The sequence below is a fragment of the Nitrospira sp. BLG_1 genome, from assembly GCF_047338595.1.
Classification (GTDB): Bacteria; Nitrospirota; Nitrospiria; order Nitrospirales; family Nitrospiraceae; genus Nitrospira_D.
Window position 1 is genome coordinate 191,979 of sequence record NZ_JBLFBO010000003.1, and the last position, 15,615, is coordinate 207,593.

Genomic DNA, 15,615 nt, shown 5'->3' on the forward strand with positions numbered 1-15,615 from the left:
TCCTGATCCGTTGAATCACCCCTGCCGGTTCACGGAACAATAGGAAGGCCGTCTGTCTCGTGTTTCTGTCTTGGGATTGAGGAGTGGAGTCGAATCAATTTGTTGCGGTGTATAGAGGGCAAACACACGTCATCAATTCTTCCGTTGAGACCACCATTGGGAACTGTGTATGGTACGAGCATCCACCGGAGATGCTGCCATGTCATTGACTACCTATAACAACGTCACGATTCCTTCCTTCATGTACGGGACGGCCTGGAAGAAAGAGGCCACCACCGGGCTGGTGCTTCAGGCGGTGGAAGCTGGGTTTACCGCTATTGATACTGCCAATCAACTCGTGCATTACGATGAGGCACGGGTGGGAGAGGCGCTGCTGCAATTGGCGACGCAGGGCATCACCCGCGACAAGTTGTTTCTGCAAACGAAGTTCACACCCGTCAACGGTCAGGACCATCGTCTTCCGTACGACGCACGCGCGAGTATCACGACACAGGTGCAGCAATCATTTGCCAGTTCCCTCGATCATCTCCATACGGACTATCTCGACTCGTACGTGTTGCATGGACCCTATTCACGGCGTGGTCTCGGGACTGAAGATTGGGAAGTCTGGGCGGCTATCGAGTCGCTGTATGATTCCGGCAAAACCAAAATGATCGGGATCAGCAATGTCTCGGCGGAGCAGCTGAGTCTGCTCTGTACGAAAGCCAGGCACAAACCGATGGTCGTGCAGAATCGCTGCTACGCGGCCTTCCGGTGGGATCAAGGCGTGCGTGAGATATGCCGGTCGAACAACATAATTTATGAAGGGTTTTCACTGTTGACGGCGAACACGGGTATCTTTGCCGAACCGGCCATCCGGACGATGGCGGCCAAGTATCAGGCCGGCCTCGCACAAGTTGTCTTCCGCTTTGCCCAGCAAGTCGGCATGCTGCCGTTGACCGGCACGACGAATCTTCAGCATATGAAAGATGATTTGCAATCTGATCGATTCACGTTACTTCCTGAGGAAATCAATCAGATCGGAACTATCGGCATGTAGTCCAATGGGGAAGATCCTGGTCAAACGTGTCTATGAATCAGCGGCTGAGTCTGATGGCTTTCGGGTACTCGTCGATCGAGTCTGGCCTCGCGGAGTTTCTAAGGCTGAGGCAAAGCTTGATCTCTGGCTCAGAGAGATCAGTCCATCGACGGCTTTGCGAACATGGTTCAATCACGAACCGGCTCGGTGGGAGGAGTTTCAACGTCGATATCGTGCTGAACTCAAAGCGAAGGAAGCGCTGCTTTCCGTGATTACAGAACAGGCAAAGGCCAGCCCGGTCACGCTGCTCTATTCGGCCAAAGATGAACAGCATAATCAGGCCGTCGCACTGCAGAATGTTTTGTTAAGGGAAAACTGTGCTGCTGACTGATCCTGAGAGCACTGCGAGTGTGTACCGTCTTTGATCTCTTTCCACCCGGTAGTCTCTTTTCCCAAGATACGGCAATCTGAACGTAGAGTCGTACAGGCTTCTTAGAGCGCGTAACAAAATGACGGGTGAGGGGCGGATGATGTTTCGGGACGTGATGCCGCATACTGGCAATTATGGAGGAACGAATGCCAGGAACCGTCTCGAAATGGCTCCCCGACGACCTCTGGGAGCGAGTCCACCCCCTGCTCCCTAAGCCGCGCCGGCGGCGAAGCCGGTATCCGGGCCGCAAGCCCCTGCACGACCGCGCCGTTCTCACCGGCATTATCTTCGTGCTGCGTACCGGCATCCGTGGCGCGAGATGCCGGCTGAGCTGGGGTGCGGCTCCGGAATGACCTGTCTGCGTCGGCTCAAGCGGTGGCACCGGAACGGTGTGTTTCAGAAGCTCTACGAGGTGCTCTTGGCTGAGCTCCACGGAGCCGACAAGCTGGACTGGTCTCGCGCGCTGGTTGATAGTGCGACCACGAAGGCACCGAGCGGCGGTGAGCAAACAGGCCCCAATCCCACCGATCGCCGCAAGCTGGGCTCGAAGGTACACGTGCTGGTCGATGCTAAGGGCATTCCGCTGGCAATCCAGGTGAGCGGCGCTAATACCCACGATGTCACCCAGGTGATCTCGCTGGTGGATGGGGTGCCGAAGGTTCGGGGGAAAAAAAGGCAGGCCACGACAAAGACCGGACAGGCTGCAAGGGGATCGAGGCTATGACTCCGAGCCGCTCCGCGATCAGCTTCGACGCCGTGGGATCGAGCCACAACTCGCGAAACGGCGGACCGAGCATGGCGCTGGGCTCGGCAAGACACGCTGGTATGTCGAGCGAACCCTGGCCTGGTTCAAGCGCTATGGGAAGATTAGGATCCGCACCGAGAGGCGGGCCGAGAACTACGAAGCGCTGGTCAAGCTAACAGCCTGCCTCATCTGCCATCGAAATCTCTGAGATCATTTTGTTACGCGCTCTAAGTAGTTGTCATTCGAGTAGGAGCGATAGGGTCCACGAAATTATGGTGAAGGTGTACTATTATGAGACAGATATGAGTCGAAGAGTCTGTCTGGAATATGAACTCTATCCAATTGATACCACGACAGTTTCCATCAATGTCCTATCTAAATAGGGGCGTTTAGCTCCGTCTATTTACGCAACATGGCGTAATTCCACAGAGGCTATTGCTGCAGTAGTCAGGACCGGTCGTGCCATTTTGGTAACCATCTGAAGATCAACATGATTATCTTCCTGCACTGACGAATATGACGAGAAGCGCTCTCTTGCAGTTTCTCTGGATGGCGGCAGGCATTCGCGCCGGTGATGTTACAACACTGAGATAACCAGCAGACTTGCTTTGTTCTATCCACACCATTGTGAATCCTAACAGCATAAGTATTTAATTAGCCTGACTGTTTACGGTCTGGCTCATGAATTGCTCTCTCCATTCTCGAACCGGTGATATGGGCAGTGCGAGATGATCAGTGTCGTTCTAGGGACAGAGTCGAACACGGCAGACGTCAAACTATTGAGCAGGGGAATGTGGATATAAAGATGTGGAAGGGAGGTGACGTGCCGCCGTGATAGCAGCGTGAGTGTGATTGGGAAGTCTTTCATCAACCCATTAACTGTGAGGAGGATGCAATGAAGAACGTGATGATCACGACGGCAGTGGTAGCAGTGGCTTTGGGCCTTGCTCCATTCGCAGGAGCTCAAACGGTCGACAACGGCAGTTCCGTGGCGTCTGACCACTCAAAGGCTATCACCAAGACAAAGAATGTTGATAGCCACGATCAGTATTCGAAGACTATTACCAAGAACGATAATGATACGAAGACCGTGACGAAGGACAGCAATAACGAGTATACGAAGACCATCACAAAAAACGATAACGACACGAAGACGATCACGAAGAATGATAACGATACCTATACGAAGACCAAGACAGCTACGGATAGTTACAACACCGTGAAGGACAGCAATAACGACAACAGCAAAACCGTGACGAAGACTGATAACGACACGAAGACTGTGACAAAAGACAGCCATAACGAGAAGACGGTCTGGGATGGGAAAGCCAAAAACTCCGGCGCGTTCGGAGCTGCAGCCAACAACCATTCAACGGCTCATACCGCCTTGGATGTGAATCTGACCAACGCATTCAATAAGACCCACATCGTCAATGCCACCAAGCTCGATGGGTATGTGTCGCACAATACCGTCCATGGAATCGGGAATTATGGTGGCGATGCTCAAAATAATGGGAATTATGGAGGGTATGGCGGAGATGGCTATGCCAAGGCCAAAGCCCATTCCGGTGAGGCCTACAGTGGCAACGGCGGGGATGGTGGTAAAGCTAAGAGCTACAACGGCGATGCCTACACTGGTGATGGCGGTAAGGCCAAGACCGGCGACGGTGGCTATGCCGATGGCGGGAATGGCGGCAAGGCCAAGGCTGGTGATGGAGGGTACAGCTCTGCCCAGCGTAACGGCAATGGCGGTAATGGTGGTAATGGTAGCGTTGGTCTTGGCGCCGGCGCTGGTGGCCGCGGTGGAGATGCGAATGGCGACGCAACCGCTGGCGGAGGTGGTGGAGGTGGCCAAGCACAAGGTGGGAACGGTGCTGCGGCGACCGGTGGAAACAGTGGTGCAGCAACCGGTGGAAACTCTGGGAACGCAACCGCTGGCAATGGTGGTTCAGCAACGGGTGGGAATGGCGGAAACACCGGCAACGCGGAGAGCGGCTATGCGGCTGCACAGAACCAGGACAGTGGAAACGGCGGGAAAGGTGGTCGAGGAGGGGATGCGCATGGTGGAAGCGCCGGAACCTTCAATGCATCGAACACGCTGTCTGGTTTCACCGGTGCGGCGGGTGTGACCGTGGCCATTCAGAATACGGGGATCGCAGCCTTGCAACAGGTTGGGGTTACCACAATGGCGAATGTGACGGTCGGGCACTAAGCAGAAACTGGCTGGAGGAGCGGTCGCTCCTCCAGCCTTCCTGCCGCATTCACGACCAGAGAGGGGACCATGCGTACCTATTTATCAACAGTGGTGAGTATTCTTGGGTTCTGCGTAGGAATGGCTCATGCCGGTCCGCCGGAGAATCCTGAAATGAAATCCTGGGGCAAACCGCTTCCCGTGGCTCAATTGGAATCTCAACGAGGGGGGACGGATACCGGCCCGGTGACGATCAATGCAAACATGCTGAACGCGAAGCTGTTCAACAATAAAGCGACCGATAACGTAACCGGAACCAATACGATCGCTGGCGGGGCATTTGCGGGGGCGAGCGGTCTGCCGATCGTTATCCAAAACTCAGGGAACAACGTGATCATTCAGAGCGGGACTGTTCTGAACCTCACGATGAAATAGGGATCGATGTCAATGAAACTCGCCATCTGGTGTGTGATCATCTTGCTGTCAACCGTGGGCGGAGCGACGGCGGCGACGGTCGAAGTCTCGCCGGGAGTCGGGGGCAGAATGCTGCTTCAGGTCTGGAGCATGCGCGAGCTCAAGGTCCGGTCCGTGGTCTTGCAGAAATACGACTACAGTTGTGGTTCGGCCGCCATCGCCACGCTTCTCACCTACCACTATGATACTCCGACCACGGAGGAAGTGGCGTTTCAAACCATGTTCGACCACGGCAACCAGGGAAAAATCCAGAAAGAAGGGTTTTCATTCCTGGACATGAAACGATTCTTAGAGGCGCAGGGGTATCCAGCCGACGGATTTGAGGTCTCGTTGGACGACCTCTCGAAAGCCGGCATTCCGGCGATCGTCCTCATGGTGGACAACGGCTATCACCATTTTGTGGTGGTCAAAGGCCTGCGTGGGAATAAGGTCCTGCTCGGCGATCCGGCAGTGGGCTTACGGGTGGTGCCGCGCGAGCAGTTCGAAGCTTCCTGGCCCAGTCGGGTGGTCTTTGTCATTCATGACTCACCGGCACGGGGGGAATTCAACACAGCCCGTGATTGGAGCGTCCGTCCGACCTCGCCGCTGGGACGACCGCTCAGCGCCGACACATTGAACAATATTGTTCTGTTTCGCCCAGGAGGGGGGGATTTCTAATGACTCTCTTATTACAGCCGATCCGTCGGATGCTGCAGCTTGTCATGCTGACTCTTCTAGGCATATCGATCATGACTCCAGTCATGGCGTCCGTGAGAGATACGGACTTTACGTGTGGAACGCCGGTGAGTGACGCAGTCTTGGACAGCATGCGGGGAGGATTTCAGATGGACTCGAAAGGTCCCGTGATATCGTTCGGAATTGAACGAAACGTGTTTCTCAATGAGAAGCTCTTTAGCTCGACGATGCTGAATATTCCGGACATGAAACGACTGTTAGAGCATTCAGAAATAAAAGCATTTGGAAACCGGTCAGAGATAAAGCGGGACATGCACCAAGCGGTCATGCATCGTCCGGACATGAAGGTGCCTGATCGTCAGCCGGATGAGACCTTCACGTTCATTCAAAGCGGACCCGGCAATTCGATCGCTCATGATACACCGTCGCTTCCGCCCCATATGACCGTCATACAGAACTCGCTTGACAATAGAACCATTCAGACCGATACCGTCATCAATGCAACCGTGGAAGCCCTTACGTGGGCTCGATCACTTCACCTCGGTAACGAGCTGTCACAGGCCAATATCAGCGCGATCCATCATTAAGCAAAGTCTTGATCCTGGAAGGATAGGTTACCGACGTGGAGCGAATGATCCGGAACACTCGAGCGGTCGTGTGGTGCGTGCTATCCCTGGGGCTCATCGTGAACCCGATGGTCGAGGAGGTGAGTGCCGCTCAACAGGGATTTCTTGCCAAGCGGATGAGCCGTGTTCTGACACCCAAGGGGGTGAACACTCCAGAAAGCCAGGCGCAGTCTTGCCCAGATCCCTCCGCCTATCTTCTTGTAGATCAACAGGTCGCCCAGACTGTCCACCCGCAGCAGTCTGAACAGGAGGAGCATAGCGGCCAAGGGCTTCCTGCGGAAGCGAAACCTTCAGGCCCAGTGGGAGTCGCTCCGGAGCACAAGAAAGAGGTTCTTCCGTCCTGGATGGTTCGGACGTTTGATTTGCCTGGAGCCGGAGTGCTCACACCTAAGGGTACACTCATTGTCGAACCATCTTTGCAGTTCGCCCATCTGAGCAGCAATCGGGTGACCTTGACCGGGTTCACTATTGTTCCAGCCATTACTATCGGACTCATTAACATCCAAGGCGTCAGCCGGGATATTTATACCGCGTCACTGGTCGGGCGGTATGGCATCACGAACCGGTTGGAGGTCGAAGTGCGGGTGCCCTATCTCTATCGAGAGGACTCCATTACCCAGCGACCCGTCGCCACACCGTCTCAGGCTGATACCCTGTCGACCTTCAACGGTTCAGGTCTCGGAGATGTTGAAACGACCGGACGGTACCAAATCAACCAAGGTGGGCCCGATAAACCGTATTTTATTGCGTTCACACGATTTAAGAGTACCAGTGGGACGGGGCCGTTCGAAGTGCCGCAAGATCCGGTTACCGGTGTTCAAACCGAGTTGCCGACGGGGTCCGGCTTTTACATTGTCCAACCGGGCCTTACGGTGCTCTTTCCCAGTGATCCTGTCGTATTCTTCGGCGGTGCGAGCTTCATCTATAATATTCCACGTGATGTGGGGAGCGGAATCGGGCGCGTCGATCCGGGAAGTGGGGGCAATGCCAATATCGGCCTAGGCCTCTCCCTCAATGAAAAGCTCTCGGTGACGTTAGGGTACGACCACACGATCTTTTCGAAGCCGACGTCCGCGTCGAACCTGCTGCTGACTACCGCCCCGCAAGCCACACATATCGGAGTCTTGTTGATCGGAGGGTCCTATCGATGGAGTGACCGCAGCTTTGTCAACTTCGTCGTCGGGGTCGGTGCCACACGAGAAGCCCCGGATCTCCAAGTGACGCTCAGAATTCCGACGGCCTTTTCTCTGTGGAAGTAGTTGAGTCGCTATAGCCCAGCGAAGGGTAGCTGTACGTTCTGGTGCACCACGATGCCGGAGGCTTCGCACTCTTGAAGGCTCTGATTGATTCCCACTCCCAGAGATCAATCCATCCACACCATGACAAACATGGTTTATCAGTTTCTACATTCAGTTCATGACGAACGACATAGCAGGTTCTAGGATTCCAAAGTCATTGCCGTACTCGGCTTGCCTAAACGACGCAGCCATGGGTATTGTAGTTCAATGGATGACACGGTCTGGATGATGCTGGTCGGAGTCGGTGGGGTGGTGCTGTGGTTGCTGAGTTTTCAACGCTACCGCCGCTGGAAAGCCGGCAAACTCGCCGATCAACTCTTACAGGACGTGATAAAAGGCAAGGATGCCTTTCGACGATAATGTCCGGCGTTCTCTGTCCTTACATGCCGAACTGATCTTGTACGGAAGCCGCTGATTTCTTATGATGAGGAGCAACCGGGAAAGTATGGAGGAATTCTCTTTCCCGATTGAGTGATTTTAGGACCTCTCCTTCTATGATTCTGCTCTATCCATCCGACAGGTTTGAAGAGGCACAGATCTTCACGTTTGGGGAACAGTTCAGAGCATCCATCGAGTTGGTAATGGTGGGCGCGGAGTTTGCCCCTTTACGGTCGGAATGGTCTTTCATCGACCTCCGGAGCTCAAGGGGGGAATCGCACCAGAGACAAGAAATGAGGCCCGTAGTTAGCAGGATTCTGCTGATGGTATATGAACAGACACGATTTGAAGGCGAAGAGTAACAGGCTCTGGAAGTAGGCTGTGTTGAGGATGGATTCTGTCAGGGACCATGTTGCTGACACAGCGTGAAACCGCTGAACGCTTGCCGTTCTCGCTCTTCCTTCCTAGAATCACTGCGGCGTCATTGAGCGGCTGATCAACGCGTCTGGGTCGGCGCGGGCACGCGGTATCGATAATGAGCAGCACCCGTGCCTGTGAGCGGAGTGCGTAGTGTTTTAAGGGATGTCCAATTACAACCGAGCAGCCGACGACGTCCGGTTATCGCTTCGCGCCGCGCGGGCGCTGTGTTGTGTGCTTGGCCTTTCGCTTTGGATCTGGCTCGTTCACGCATGGGCCGCTGATCCGTCGACAATTCCCGCAGCCTATTCCAACTGGTCTGAGTGCCAACTCGTGTCGTTAGTCTACCCAGCGCATGATTGTGCGACGCATGGCATCGACAAGGAGCATGGCGCGCAATTATTAGCCTCGATGTCATGGGGTGGGAAAGACGCTCGCCAGCTGCTGGTCATGATCGAAACCTATGAGCAAGAAGGCGGTCAGCGTCCGACCTATGGCGTGACCGAATACAGTGTAGATCTGGTGTTGTTTGACGATGTGAAGGGGACACCGGTGGTGCGAGCCGTGGCCAAAGCCCTATTGGCTCACGGGGGGCACGGCACGTTGGCCTTCGACCATGCTGTGTATAGTCTTAATGATCTCGAACGTGCCGTCGCTATCCGTCATCCGGTGATGCATCAAGGGTTGATGACAAGTCACCTCTATCTCGTTCGTCAGGAGCAGAGCAGCTTCAGGATGGTCTTCAATCGTTCGATGGAACGAGGCTTTGACATGCGAGAATCAGCCGCTTCAGGAGAGCCGGCCTTGGTCCAATCGATCCTTCAGGTGATGCCTCGCCCCACGAGTATGAACGATTTTAAAATCGTGACGCGTCACTTTGGGTGGAATGCGGACGACAGCGTGGATCGTCTGAACGTTCTGCGCAGAACCACGGAGTTGTGGAGGTGGGATGACTCCGGCGGCGTGTACAGGGTACTGCAGGATTGACTGGGGGGCTGCCTACTCAAGCCGGAATTGTTCTGACGGGAAGGCCGGCATCGCTATAGTCATGTCTGTTCTTGCTGGGTGTTCATTTCTAGAGGTTTAGGTTACCGTTGCAATAGGTTTGTCCTGGTTGCATCCTTTTCGAGCCTCCTCCGCCTATAGAGATGAGTGCGGAATCATCCGCAGCTCTCTCTTAAGGAGGTGTCCTATGCCTCCCCCTATTTCAGTGGATGTGCGGGATGTGTCTAAGCCCGTGGCGTTCTACGAAAAGGTGTTCAGCGTGAAGCCGCAGAAGCAGGTGGCCGACTATGCCAAGTTCGACTTGAAAGCTCCGGCCCTGAATTTTTCGCTCGTGTCGTCCAAACAGCTGGGTATCTCACTTTCCGGCATCAAATCCCGCGTGCAACGGGGGCGCAAACAGCTCAAGCGGATGCTTGATGACTATTGCTTAATTGAATTTAATGAGAGTGGTGGCGTGATCGACTATCGCACTCGCTCGACGAACTACGATGGCTGCGCCCCAAACGGATCCTGTGCAGCGGACAAATCATGAGCAGGGAGTTACGACCGAGGGGTACCCGCGCTTAGCAGATACCCCTCGCTGTTGTGAGGAGGGGGAATAACCTATTGGAGCGGAGGAACCACGCCTGCAAACTTCAAGAGATCCGTGATCTCGAAGTCATCGGGAGTGGCTGAGGGCAAGGTCGGCTTCCAGTTCTTGTTGACGGTGAGGTAGGAGTCTTTATCGGCTTTTAAGAGGCCGATAAAGACTTCGCCGACGATTCGGCTTCCCACCGGGCCCATCCGAAGACCGTTCTCGAATACCTCTGCTTCCTTGAGGATGTAGTACCAGAGAGGGGTGCTCTTATCCATGTTGAAGGGAGCCAGTTCCGCGAGCTGCGCAGGCGTCAAGACTCGGACGCCCATGACCCGCGCGATGGCTTGTCCGGATGGAATCCCAAAATTCACATGCCGCATGAGATTCCGAGAGGCCAATGATTGGACGCCGTCATTCGGCAAGCCTGGCGCCGGCACAGGTGAACCTGGGAGCAACATCAAGGGCGTCGACAGCTTGCTGTCGATCTTCTTATTGGGACGAAAGTTGACATCGTCGAACTTGAAGAAGGTCTGCCAGTCGACGAATCGGCGTGGTGCGCGCTTCCCCCCGCGAAGATCATTAGGGTCGTCACCCTCCTGAGCGGCTGACTCGGTGAAGATGAAGGCGAAGAACTCGTTTCCATCAGCTGCCCCGAAATTCACCCGATAACTCGGACGAATCTGGGAATGGCCGAACCGATAGGCCGCTACCGCGAACTCGACGGGAATCAACGGCTCACGGCGTGGTGAGCGAAAGACCGAGTCCTGCGTCCGGTCGGTTACCCTGTAGAAGCGTGGACCGTTCCGCAAGATCTCATCCACTCGATCTTGTCCGATCGTCAGCGGCAGGAATTCATTGAGTACGATCCATTGATAGTGCCACCGTACTTGTTGCTGAGCCTCCTTGAACACGTCTTGAGCAGAACGGGTGACATTGGCTGGATCGGCACGTAACCGATCAACCACGGCATTGTGAAACTTCAGCATGGCCAGGTGAAATTGGCTGAGGAGGAGGTTTTCATCATTTCGGCTGTCTGCGATGATCGCATTATTGTTACTCGGATCGCGGGGTAGGTCGAATCGTTGAGCTCCATTCCGAGACAATGCTTCTGAGCCGAGAATAGCTTCCACCTTGAATTTGATGTCTCCGGAACTGGTATCGTACAGTTCAGGCGATCCTGTAGGACCATTCCCGTACACACTGTCGAGGTCAAACTCGGCGGTTCGGAAATTGGTGGTTCGCCTGGGTTCGGTTCGCTCAAGCAGCGGCGCTTTTAATGCGAGGGTGAGATCATGGTCGAGGAACTGACCGAAGAAAGTGACTCCGGCGGTCATGTTCGGATTGTTGGGATTGTTCGGACTAAAGGTTGGCTCTGTAATCGACAGCTTTGGATCGCTCAGATTGTCCTCTGCGTCAAGGATGCTGCCTTTGACGCCAAGCTGCTTGGCTTGCTCTCGAGTTTCATCGGTCTGTGGCGCAAAGGGCGGGAGCCCTGGGAACATGCGGCTAAACACATCGTCTGGGAAACGGGGACGGGTCGGTCTCGTAACGGTGAGATTATTCTTTTCCGAGAGATCTTCTGCGGCAAGTACTTCCTCTACGGTGCCGGACAATACTCCGGCAAGGCCAAGAATGAGACACCCTGTCGCTCGAATGTGCATGCGAATTCCTCCTACATTGGAATGATGAACAATAGACCGTTCCTATGACGATCTCATGAAAAGCGTTTCTTGCTGCGATGGCCATCGCTGATCGATCGTGCATTTGAGCAAGAGTTGGGCCGCCATGCACGATCTAGGAATTTGGTAAAATCCCACACGAATGGATCGGATGGGTGAACACAGCCTGTATTGCTGTAGTCGAGTGCCAACGAATGAATGTTCCTAGCATCAAGACCTGATTTCCTATGAATACAGGTAATACAGTGTACGGATGATGACTGAAGTCGCAGGTGTGAATAGTCTCGAAATCGTGAGGGGGGGCGAGCAGTGGGATCGGTTATCATCATCGGAGGCGGACCGGCCGGCCTTATGGCGGCAGAAGCAGCCATAGCGGCAGGCGTCACGGTGGATGTCTATGACTCGATGCCGTCTGTAGGGCGAAAGTTTCTGCTGGCGGGAAAAGGCGGTCTGAATCTTACACATTCGGAGCCGATGGAATCTTTTCTCTCTCGCTATGGTGCGAGTCGGGCGTTGATCGAACCGGCGATCCGATCATTTCCTCCGTCGGCTCTGCAGGTATGGGCTCATGAACTGGGCGTGGGGACGTTTGTCGGGACGTCAGGACGGATCTTTCCGGTCGATCTGAAAGCGGCGCCGCTCTTGCGCCTATGGCTTCGCCGGCTCAGACTGAATGGTGTTCGGTTTCATGTTCGACATCGATGGTGCGGCTGGGATGAGCAGGGGAGGCTACGTCTTCTCACAGCAGAAGGAATATCTCTTGCGCAGGCGGATGCGACGGTATTGGCGCTGGGCGGAGGCAGCTGGCCTCAACTTGGTTCAGATGCTGGATGGGTGAAACTTCTGTCCGAACGGCAGGTGCCGATCATACCGTTACAACCAGCCAATTGTGGTTTTAATATTCGGTGGAGCGAGCACTTTCGTGCGAAGTTTGCCGGACATCCCGTCAAGACAGTCGCACTTGTAGTAACGGGCAGGGATGGAACGACAATCCGTCGCATGGGAGAGTTTGTCATTACCGTGAACGGTGTGGAAGGTGGCATCGTATATATGGTTTCAGCGTCTGTGCGAGATACGATTGCCGTTGATGGTAGGGCGACTGTCTGGCTCGATCTCGCTCCTGATCAAACAGTGAAGCAGCTTGAGCACGATCTTTCTCGGCCACGCGGTAAACGGACCGTGGCCACGCACCTCAAACGGTGCGCCGGTATCACAGGAGTGAAAGCTGGTCTTCTGCGTGAGGTTGCCCCGAACGATGTGTTCGCCGATCCTGCTCGCTTGGCGGCTGCGATAAAATCCCTTCCGCTCATACTCGCGGCTCCTCGGCCTATCGAGGAAGCCATCAGTACGGCTGGCGGCCTCTCATTCGAGGCGCTTGATGACAACTTGATGGTGCGTTCCCTGCCAGGCGTGTTTTGTGCGGGAGAAATGTTGGATTGGGAGGCACCCACGGGAGGCTATCTGCTCACGGCTTGTCTTGCAACCGGCCGTCTTGCCGGAGGCAAGGCTGCACAATGGAGCAAGACTCCCGCGATGGGATAAACGTACGGATACCGGTCTCAAGAACGTGCAGGGGATTGTCTTAGGTGAAGAGCCAGTTCCAGAATGTGGTGAGCCAGCTCAGGATCATGCCGATCCATGAGGTGTCTATCTCAGGGGGGTCCGCATTTATCGACGGTGCCGGTACCGATGGTGTGGAAGACGACAAACTCGGTGAGGAAGGCGTTGGTTCCGTGAGCTGAGCCATGACTGGTTCCAGGGTCGGCGACGCTGATGGAGTAAATGGTTCAGCTGTCATGGCCGAGGTGGTGCCGGGCTCGTCCTCATCCACGGTCATCGGCAGAGGAGTCTGGGCATCTTCCCTCTCCTGTCTATACGTCGCGGCCGCGTTTTGCAACGATGCACTCTCATGACGAAGGTCTGCGATCTTACGTGCAAGGCTCCAACTTTGGTTCATCAACGCCGCAACTTGTCCCTTGAGCGATGTGAGCATCGCCTCTGCTCGTTGTCTCATGGCCGGCAACTGCTCTTCTTCACGCTGGACGGCCGCGCGTAATTCAGCGGTCGTCGCGTCTTCACGCCGATTCGCGGCCTGCAGCCCGGCGATTTCCTGGTCAAGCTCCTTCACCTCGTCTCGAACCGATTCAAGTGCTCGCGTGTGTTCTTGTGTTTCGGCCTTGACTCGTTCGTAGGCGCTCCGACTCACGCAGCCAATCTCCGTGAAGAGGGCTCCCGCCAGCACGCACGCAGTGATCCGTTGAAGTACTGCTGAGACTGTGACGGTAGGGGGTGTCATAGGCCTTGCCTCATGGGTGAGTCTGACCAGAAGCACTCGTGCCGGGTTGTGTGGTTGGGTCGATGTGGAGCTGGGCGTCGTGTCGCAAAAAGCGATGGATTTTTCACGATGCTAAGGATGTACATAGATTGGGGGTGCATGTCAACCCACTCGGTACTGGACAAAATGGCTGCTTGGACAACCTGGGTCCGTTTTGCGTACCATGTGGCCATCATGGAATTTGAGCAGCCTCTATCCGTCAGACTCCCAGCGGAGTGTGAAGGTCCCTTACTCGAACGGTTCCTCAAGGCGGAGGCGATGGCCCTGTGGACGGTGCGATCCGCCCGACAGCAGAACGTACCGGCAAACGTCTACAGCTTTCTCAGAAAACATGAAGAAGATGAGCAAAAACATCTGGCCCAGTTTGAGTCGTTGATCGGTCGTCAACCTCGTGAACGTGATCGTCTTCCCTCTGTCCCGGGACAATGGCCAGCGTTAGCGGTTCAGATCTACGGGTATGAGTCGTTGGGGTTGGAATTCGCTCGTCTCCTGTTGATGCTGCGACCGGATCTCGCGTCAATTCTTGAAGACGAGGTGGTGCATGTTGGTTTTTTCGAACGGGAGGTTCGACGCATTCTCTGTGGGGATTCCCATGCTGCTGAACAGGCCTGCGCGTCGGCACGGGCCTGGTGGCGGAGACTGCCGAGAACCGTCGGCCGCTACTTGGAAGCGGACGTGCTTGATCCCTTTCGGGAACACCTGACGGTGCATATTCTGGTGGCGATCGAACGGAGATTTGTGGAGACGGGGTTGTTGAAAATGGAGCTGCGCTGATGGGGATGATTACGTCTGTTCGACAAGGAGGCCGGTCACAGCTCCCATGCGACGATATTTCTGCTCTCGTTGCGCGACGAGTTGATCGACCGGCAGGTCAAGCAGCTCAAATAGTTGGTTGGTGAGGGTCTTCCCGACGAGATCGTAGATCGCCACGGGCTCGCGGTGCGCACCTCCCAGGGGTTCGGGCACGATCGTGTCGATCACGCCAAGGTCCAGCAGGTCCTGCGCAGTCATTTTCAGTGCTGAGGCGGCTGTCTGAACTTTTTCCGGGCTGTCCCATAGAATGGCGGCACATCCCTCCGGGGAAATCACGGAATAGACCGAATGTTCCAGCATCAGGACACGGTCTGCAACGCCGAGCGCCAAGGCTCCTCCGCTTCCACCTTCACCGATGACGACCGAAATGATCGGGACGGTCAACCGAGACATGACGAACAAGTTCCGCGCAATGGCTTCAGCTTGTCCACGCTCTTCGGCACCGATTCCAGGGTAGGCCCCCGGCGTGTCGATAAAGGTCAGAATCGGGCGATTGAACTTTTCCGCGAGTTTCATGAGCCGGAGGGCTTTCCGGTATCCTTCAGGATTGGGCATCCCGAAATTTCGTTGCATGCGTTCTTTAAGGGTCTTGCCTTTTTGATGGCCGATTATCATCACCGGTCGGTCATTAAATCGGGCAAACCCGCCGACGATAGCCCGGTCATCTCCGTAGACTCGGTCGCCATGAAGCTCAAGAAAGTCTCGCGTCAGCTCACGAATATAGTCGAGTGTGCTGGGTCGTTGAGGATGACGAGCGAGCTGTGTTCTCTGCCAGGGACTCAGGTTCTTATACAGCTCGTGTTCGGCCTGCGCCAGCTTGGCCCGAAGCTTTCGGATATCGTTTTGGGAGCTGGCTTTCCCCCCGGTTGCCGCAGCAGAGAGCTTCTCGATTTTCTCTTCAATTTCGCGGAGCGGCTTTTCAAATTCGAGGTAGTCTCGCATGGACGTCGATCA

At 55.1% G+C, this 15,615-nt stretch carries 15 protein-coding genes and 1 pseudogene; 13 read left to right on the top strand and 3 right to left on the bottom strand.

What is annotated here, in order from left to right; translation table 11 throughout:
* Window positions 1-199 precede the first annotated feature (199 nt).
* The 11 genes and pseudogenes from ACMTNU_RS04940 (at window position 200) to ACMTNU_RS04990 (ending at window position 9,789) form a co-directional block, all read left to right on the top strand.
* A complete protein-coding gene (locus ACMTNU_RS04940) occupies window positions 200-1,039 on the top strand; it encodes an aldo/keto reductase family protein (RefSeq protein ID WP_413934120.1) in 840 nt (279 codons plus the stop codon).
* A gap of 4 nt (window positions 1,040-1,043) precedes the next feature.
* A complete protein-coding gene (locus ACMTNU_RS04945) occupies window positions 1,044-1,409 on the top strand; it encodes a DUF488 domain-containing protein (protein WP_413934121.1) in 366 nt (121 codons plus the stop codon).
* A 185-nt stretch (window positions 1,410-1,594) separates the two neighbouring features.
* Window positions 1,595-2,424, top strand: a pseudogene (locus ACMTNU_RS04950) (IS5 family transposase).
* 664 nt (window positions 2,425-3,088) lie between these two features.
* Window positions 3,089-4,405, top strand: coding sequence for a hypothetical protein (locus ACMTNU_RS04955; protein WP_413934122.1), 1,317 nt, complete (start codon window positions 3,089-3,091; stop codon window positions 4,403-4,405).
* A 69-nt stretch (window positions 4,406-4,474) separates the two neighbouring features.
* The gene (locus tag ACMTNU_RS04960; RefSeq protein ID WP_413934123.1) at window positions 4,475-4,819 is read left to right on the top strand and encodes a hypothetical protein; all 345 of its coding nucleotides are present in this window, start codon (window positions 4,475-4,477) and stop codon (window positions 4,817-4,819) included.
* A 12-nt stretch (window positions 4,820-4,831) separates the two neighbouring features.
* A complete protein-coding gene (locus tag ACMTNU_RS04965; protein WP_413934124.1) occupies window positions 4,832-5,515 on the top strand; it encodes a C39 family peptidase in 684 nt (227 codons plus the stop codon).
* Window positions 5,515-6,120 carry a hypothetical protein gene (locus ACMTNU_RS04970; protein WP_413934125.1) on the top strand — a complete coding sequence of 202 codons (606 nt, stop codon included), beginning with the start codon at window positions 5,515-5,517 and terminating at the stop codon, window positions 6,118-6,120. The genes ACMTNU_RS04965 and ACMTNU_RS04970 overlap by 1 nt, the downstream gene beginning before the upstream one ends.
* A 44-nt stretch (window positions 6,121-6,164) precedes the next feature.
* Window positions 6,165-7,418: a hypothetical protein gene (locus ACMTNU_RS04975; RefSeq protein ID WP_413934126.1), complete on the top strand. Its 1,254-nt coding sequence runs from the start codon at window positions 6,165-6,167 to the stop codon at window positions 7,416-7,418.
* 246 nt (window positions 7,419-7,664) lie between these two features.
* Window positions 7,665-7,817 carry a hypothetical protein gene (locus ACMTNU_RS04980; protein ID WP_413934127.1) on the top strand — a complete coding sequence of 51 codons (153 nt, stop codon included), beginning with the start codon at window positions 7,665-7,667 and terminating at the stop codon, window positions 7,815-7,817.
* A 600-nt stretch (window positions 7,818-8,417) separates the two neighbouring features.
* The gene (locus tag ACMTNU_RS04985; protein ID WP_413934128.1) at window positions 8,418-9,239 is read left to right on the top strand and encodes a hypothetical protein; all 822 of its coding nucleotides are present in this window, start codon (window positions 8,418-8,420) and stop codon (window positions 9,237-9,239) included.
* 205 nt (window positions 9,240-9,444) lie between these two features.
* A complete protein-coding gene (locus ACMTNU_RS04990; protein ID WP_413934129.1) occupies window positions 9,445-9,789 on the top strand; it encodes a hypothetical protein in 345 nt (114 codons plus the stop codon).
* A gap of 71 nt (window positions 9,790-9,860) precedes the next feature.
* Here the strand turns inward: ACMTNU_RS04990 and ACMTNU_RS04995 are convergent, their stop codons facing one another.
* Entirely contained in the window at window positions 9,861-11,495 is a 1,635-nt protein-coding gene (locus ACMTNU_RS04995) for a peroxidase family protein (RefSeq protein ID WP_413934130.1), read from the bottom strand.
* A 327-nt stretch (window positions 11,496-11,822) separates the two neighbouring features.
* On the opposite strand from ACMTNU_RS04995, the gene ACMTNU_RS05000 reads away from it, so the two are divergent.
* The gene (locus ACMTNU_RS05000; protein WP_413934131.1) at window positions 11,823-13,055 is read left to right on the top strand and encodes a TIGR03862 family flavoprotein; all 1,233 of its coding nucleotides are present in this window, start codon (window positions 11,823-11,825) and stop codon (window positions 13,053-13,055) included.
* A gap of 40 nt (window positions 13,056-13,095) precedes the next feature.
* Here the strand turns inward: ACMTNU_RS05000 and ACMTNU_RS05005 are convergent, their stop codons facing one another.
* Window positions 13,096-13,809, bottom strand: a complete 714-nt coding sequence (locus ACMTNU_RS05005; RefSeq protein ID WP_413934132.1) for a hypothetical protein — start codon at window positions 13,807-13,809, stop codon at window positions 13,096-13,098.
* A gap of 165 nt (window positions 13,810-13,974) precedes the next feature.
* Here ACMTNU_RS05005 and ACMTNU_RS05010 point away from each other — a divergent pair, with 165 nt between their 5' ends.
* Complete coding sequence (locus tag ACMTNU_RS05010) at window positions 13,975-14,622, top strand: hypothetical protein (protein WP_413934133.1); 648 nt, start codon at window positions 13,975-13,977, stop codon at window positions 14,620-14,622.
* 9 nt (window positions 14,623-14,631) lie between these two features.
* On the opposite strand, the gene ACMTNU_RS05015 is transcribed toward ACMTNU_RS05010, so the two are convergent.
* Complete coding sequence (locus tag ACMTNU_RS05015) at window positions 14,632-15,603, bottom strand: acetyl-CoA carboxylase carboxyltransferase subunit alpha (protein WP_413934134.1); 972 nt, start codon at window positions 15,601-15,603, stop codon at window positions 14,632-14,634.
* Window positions 15,604-15,615: the final 12 nt, after the last annotated feature.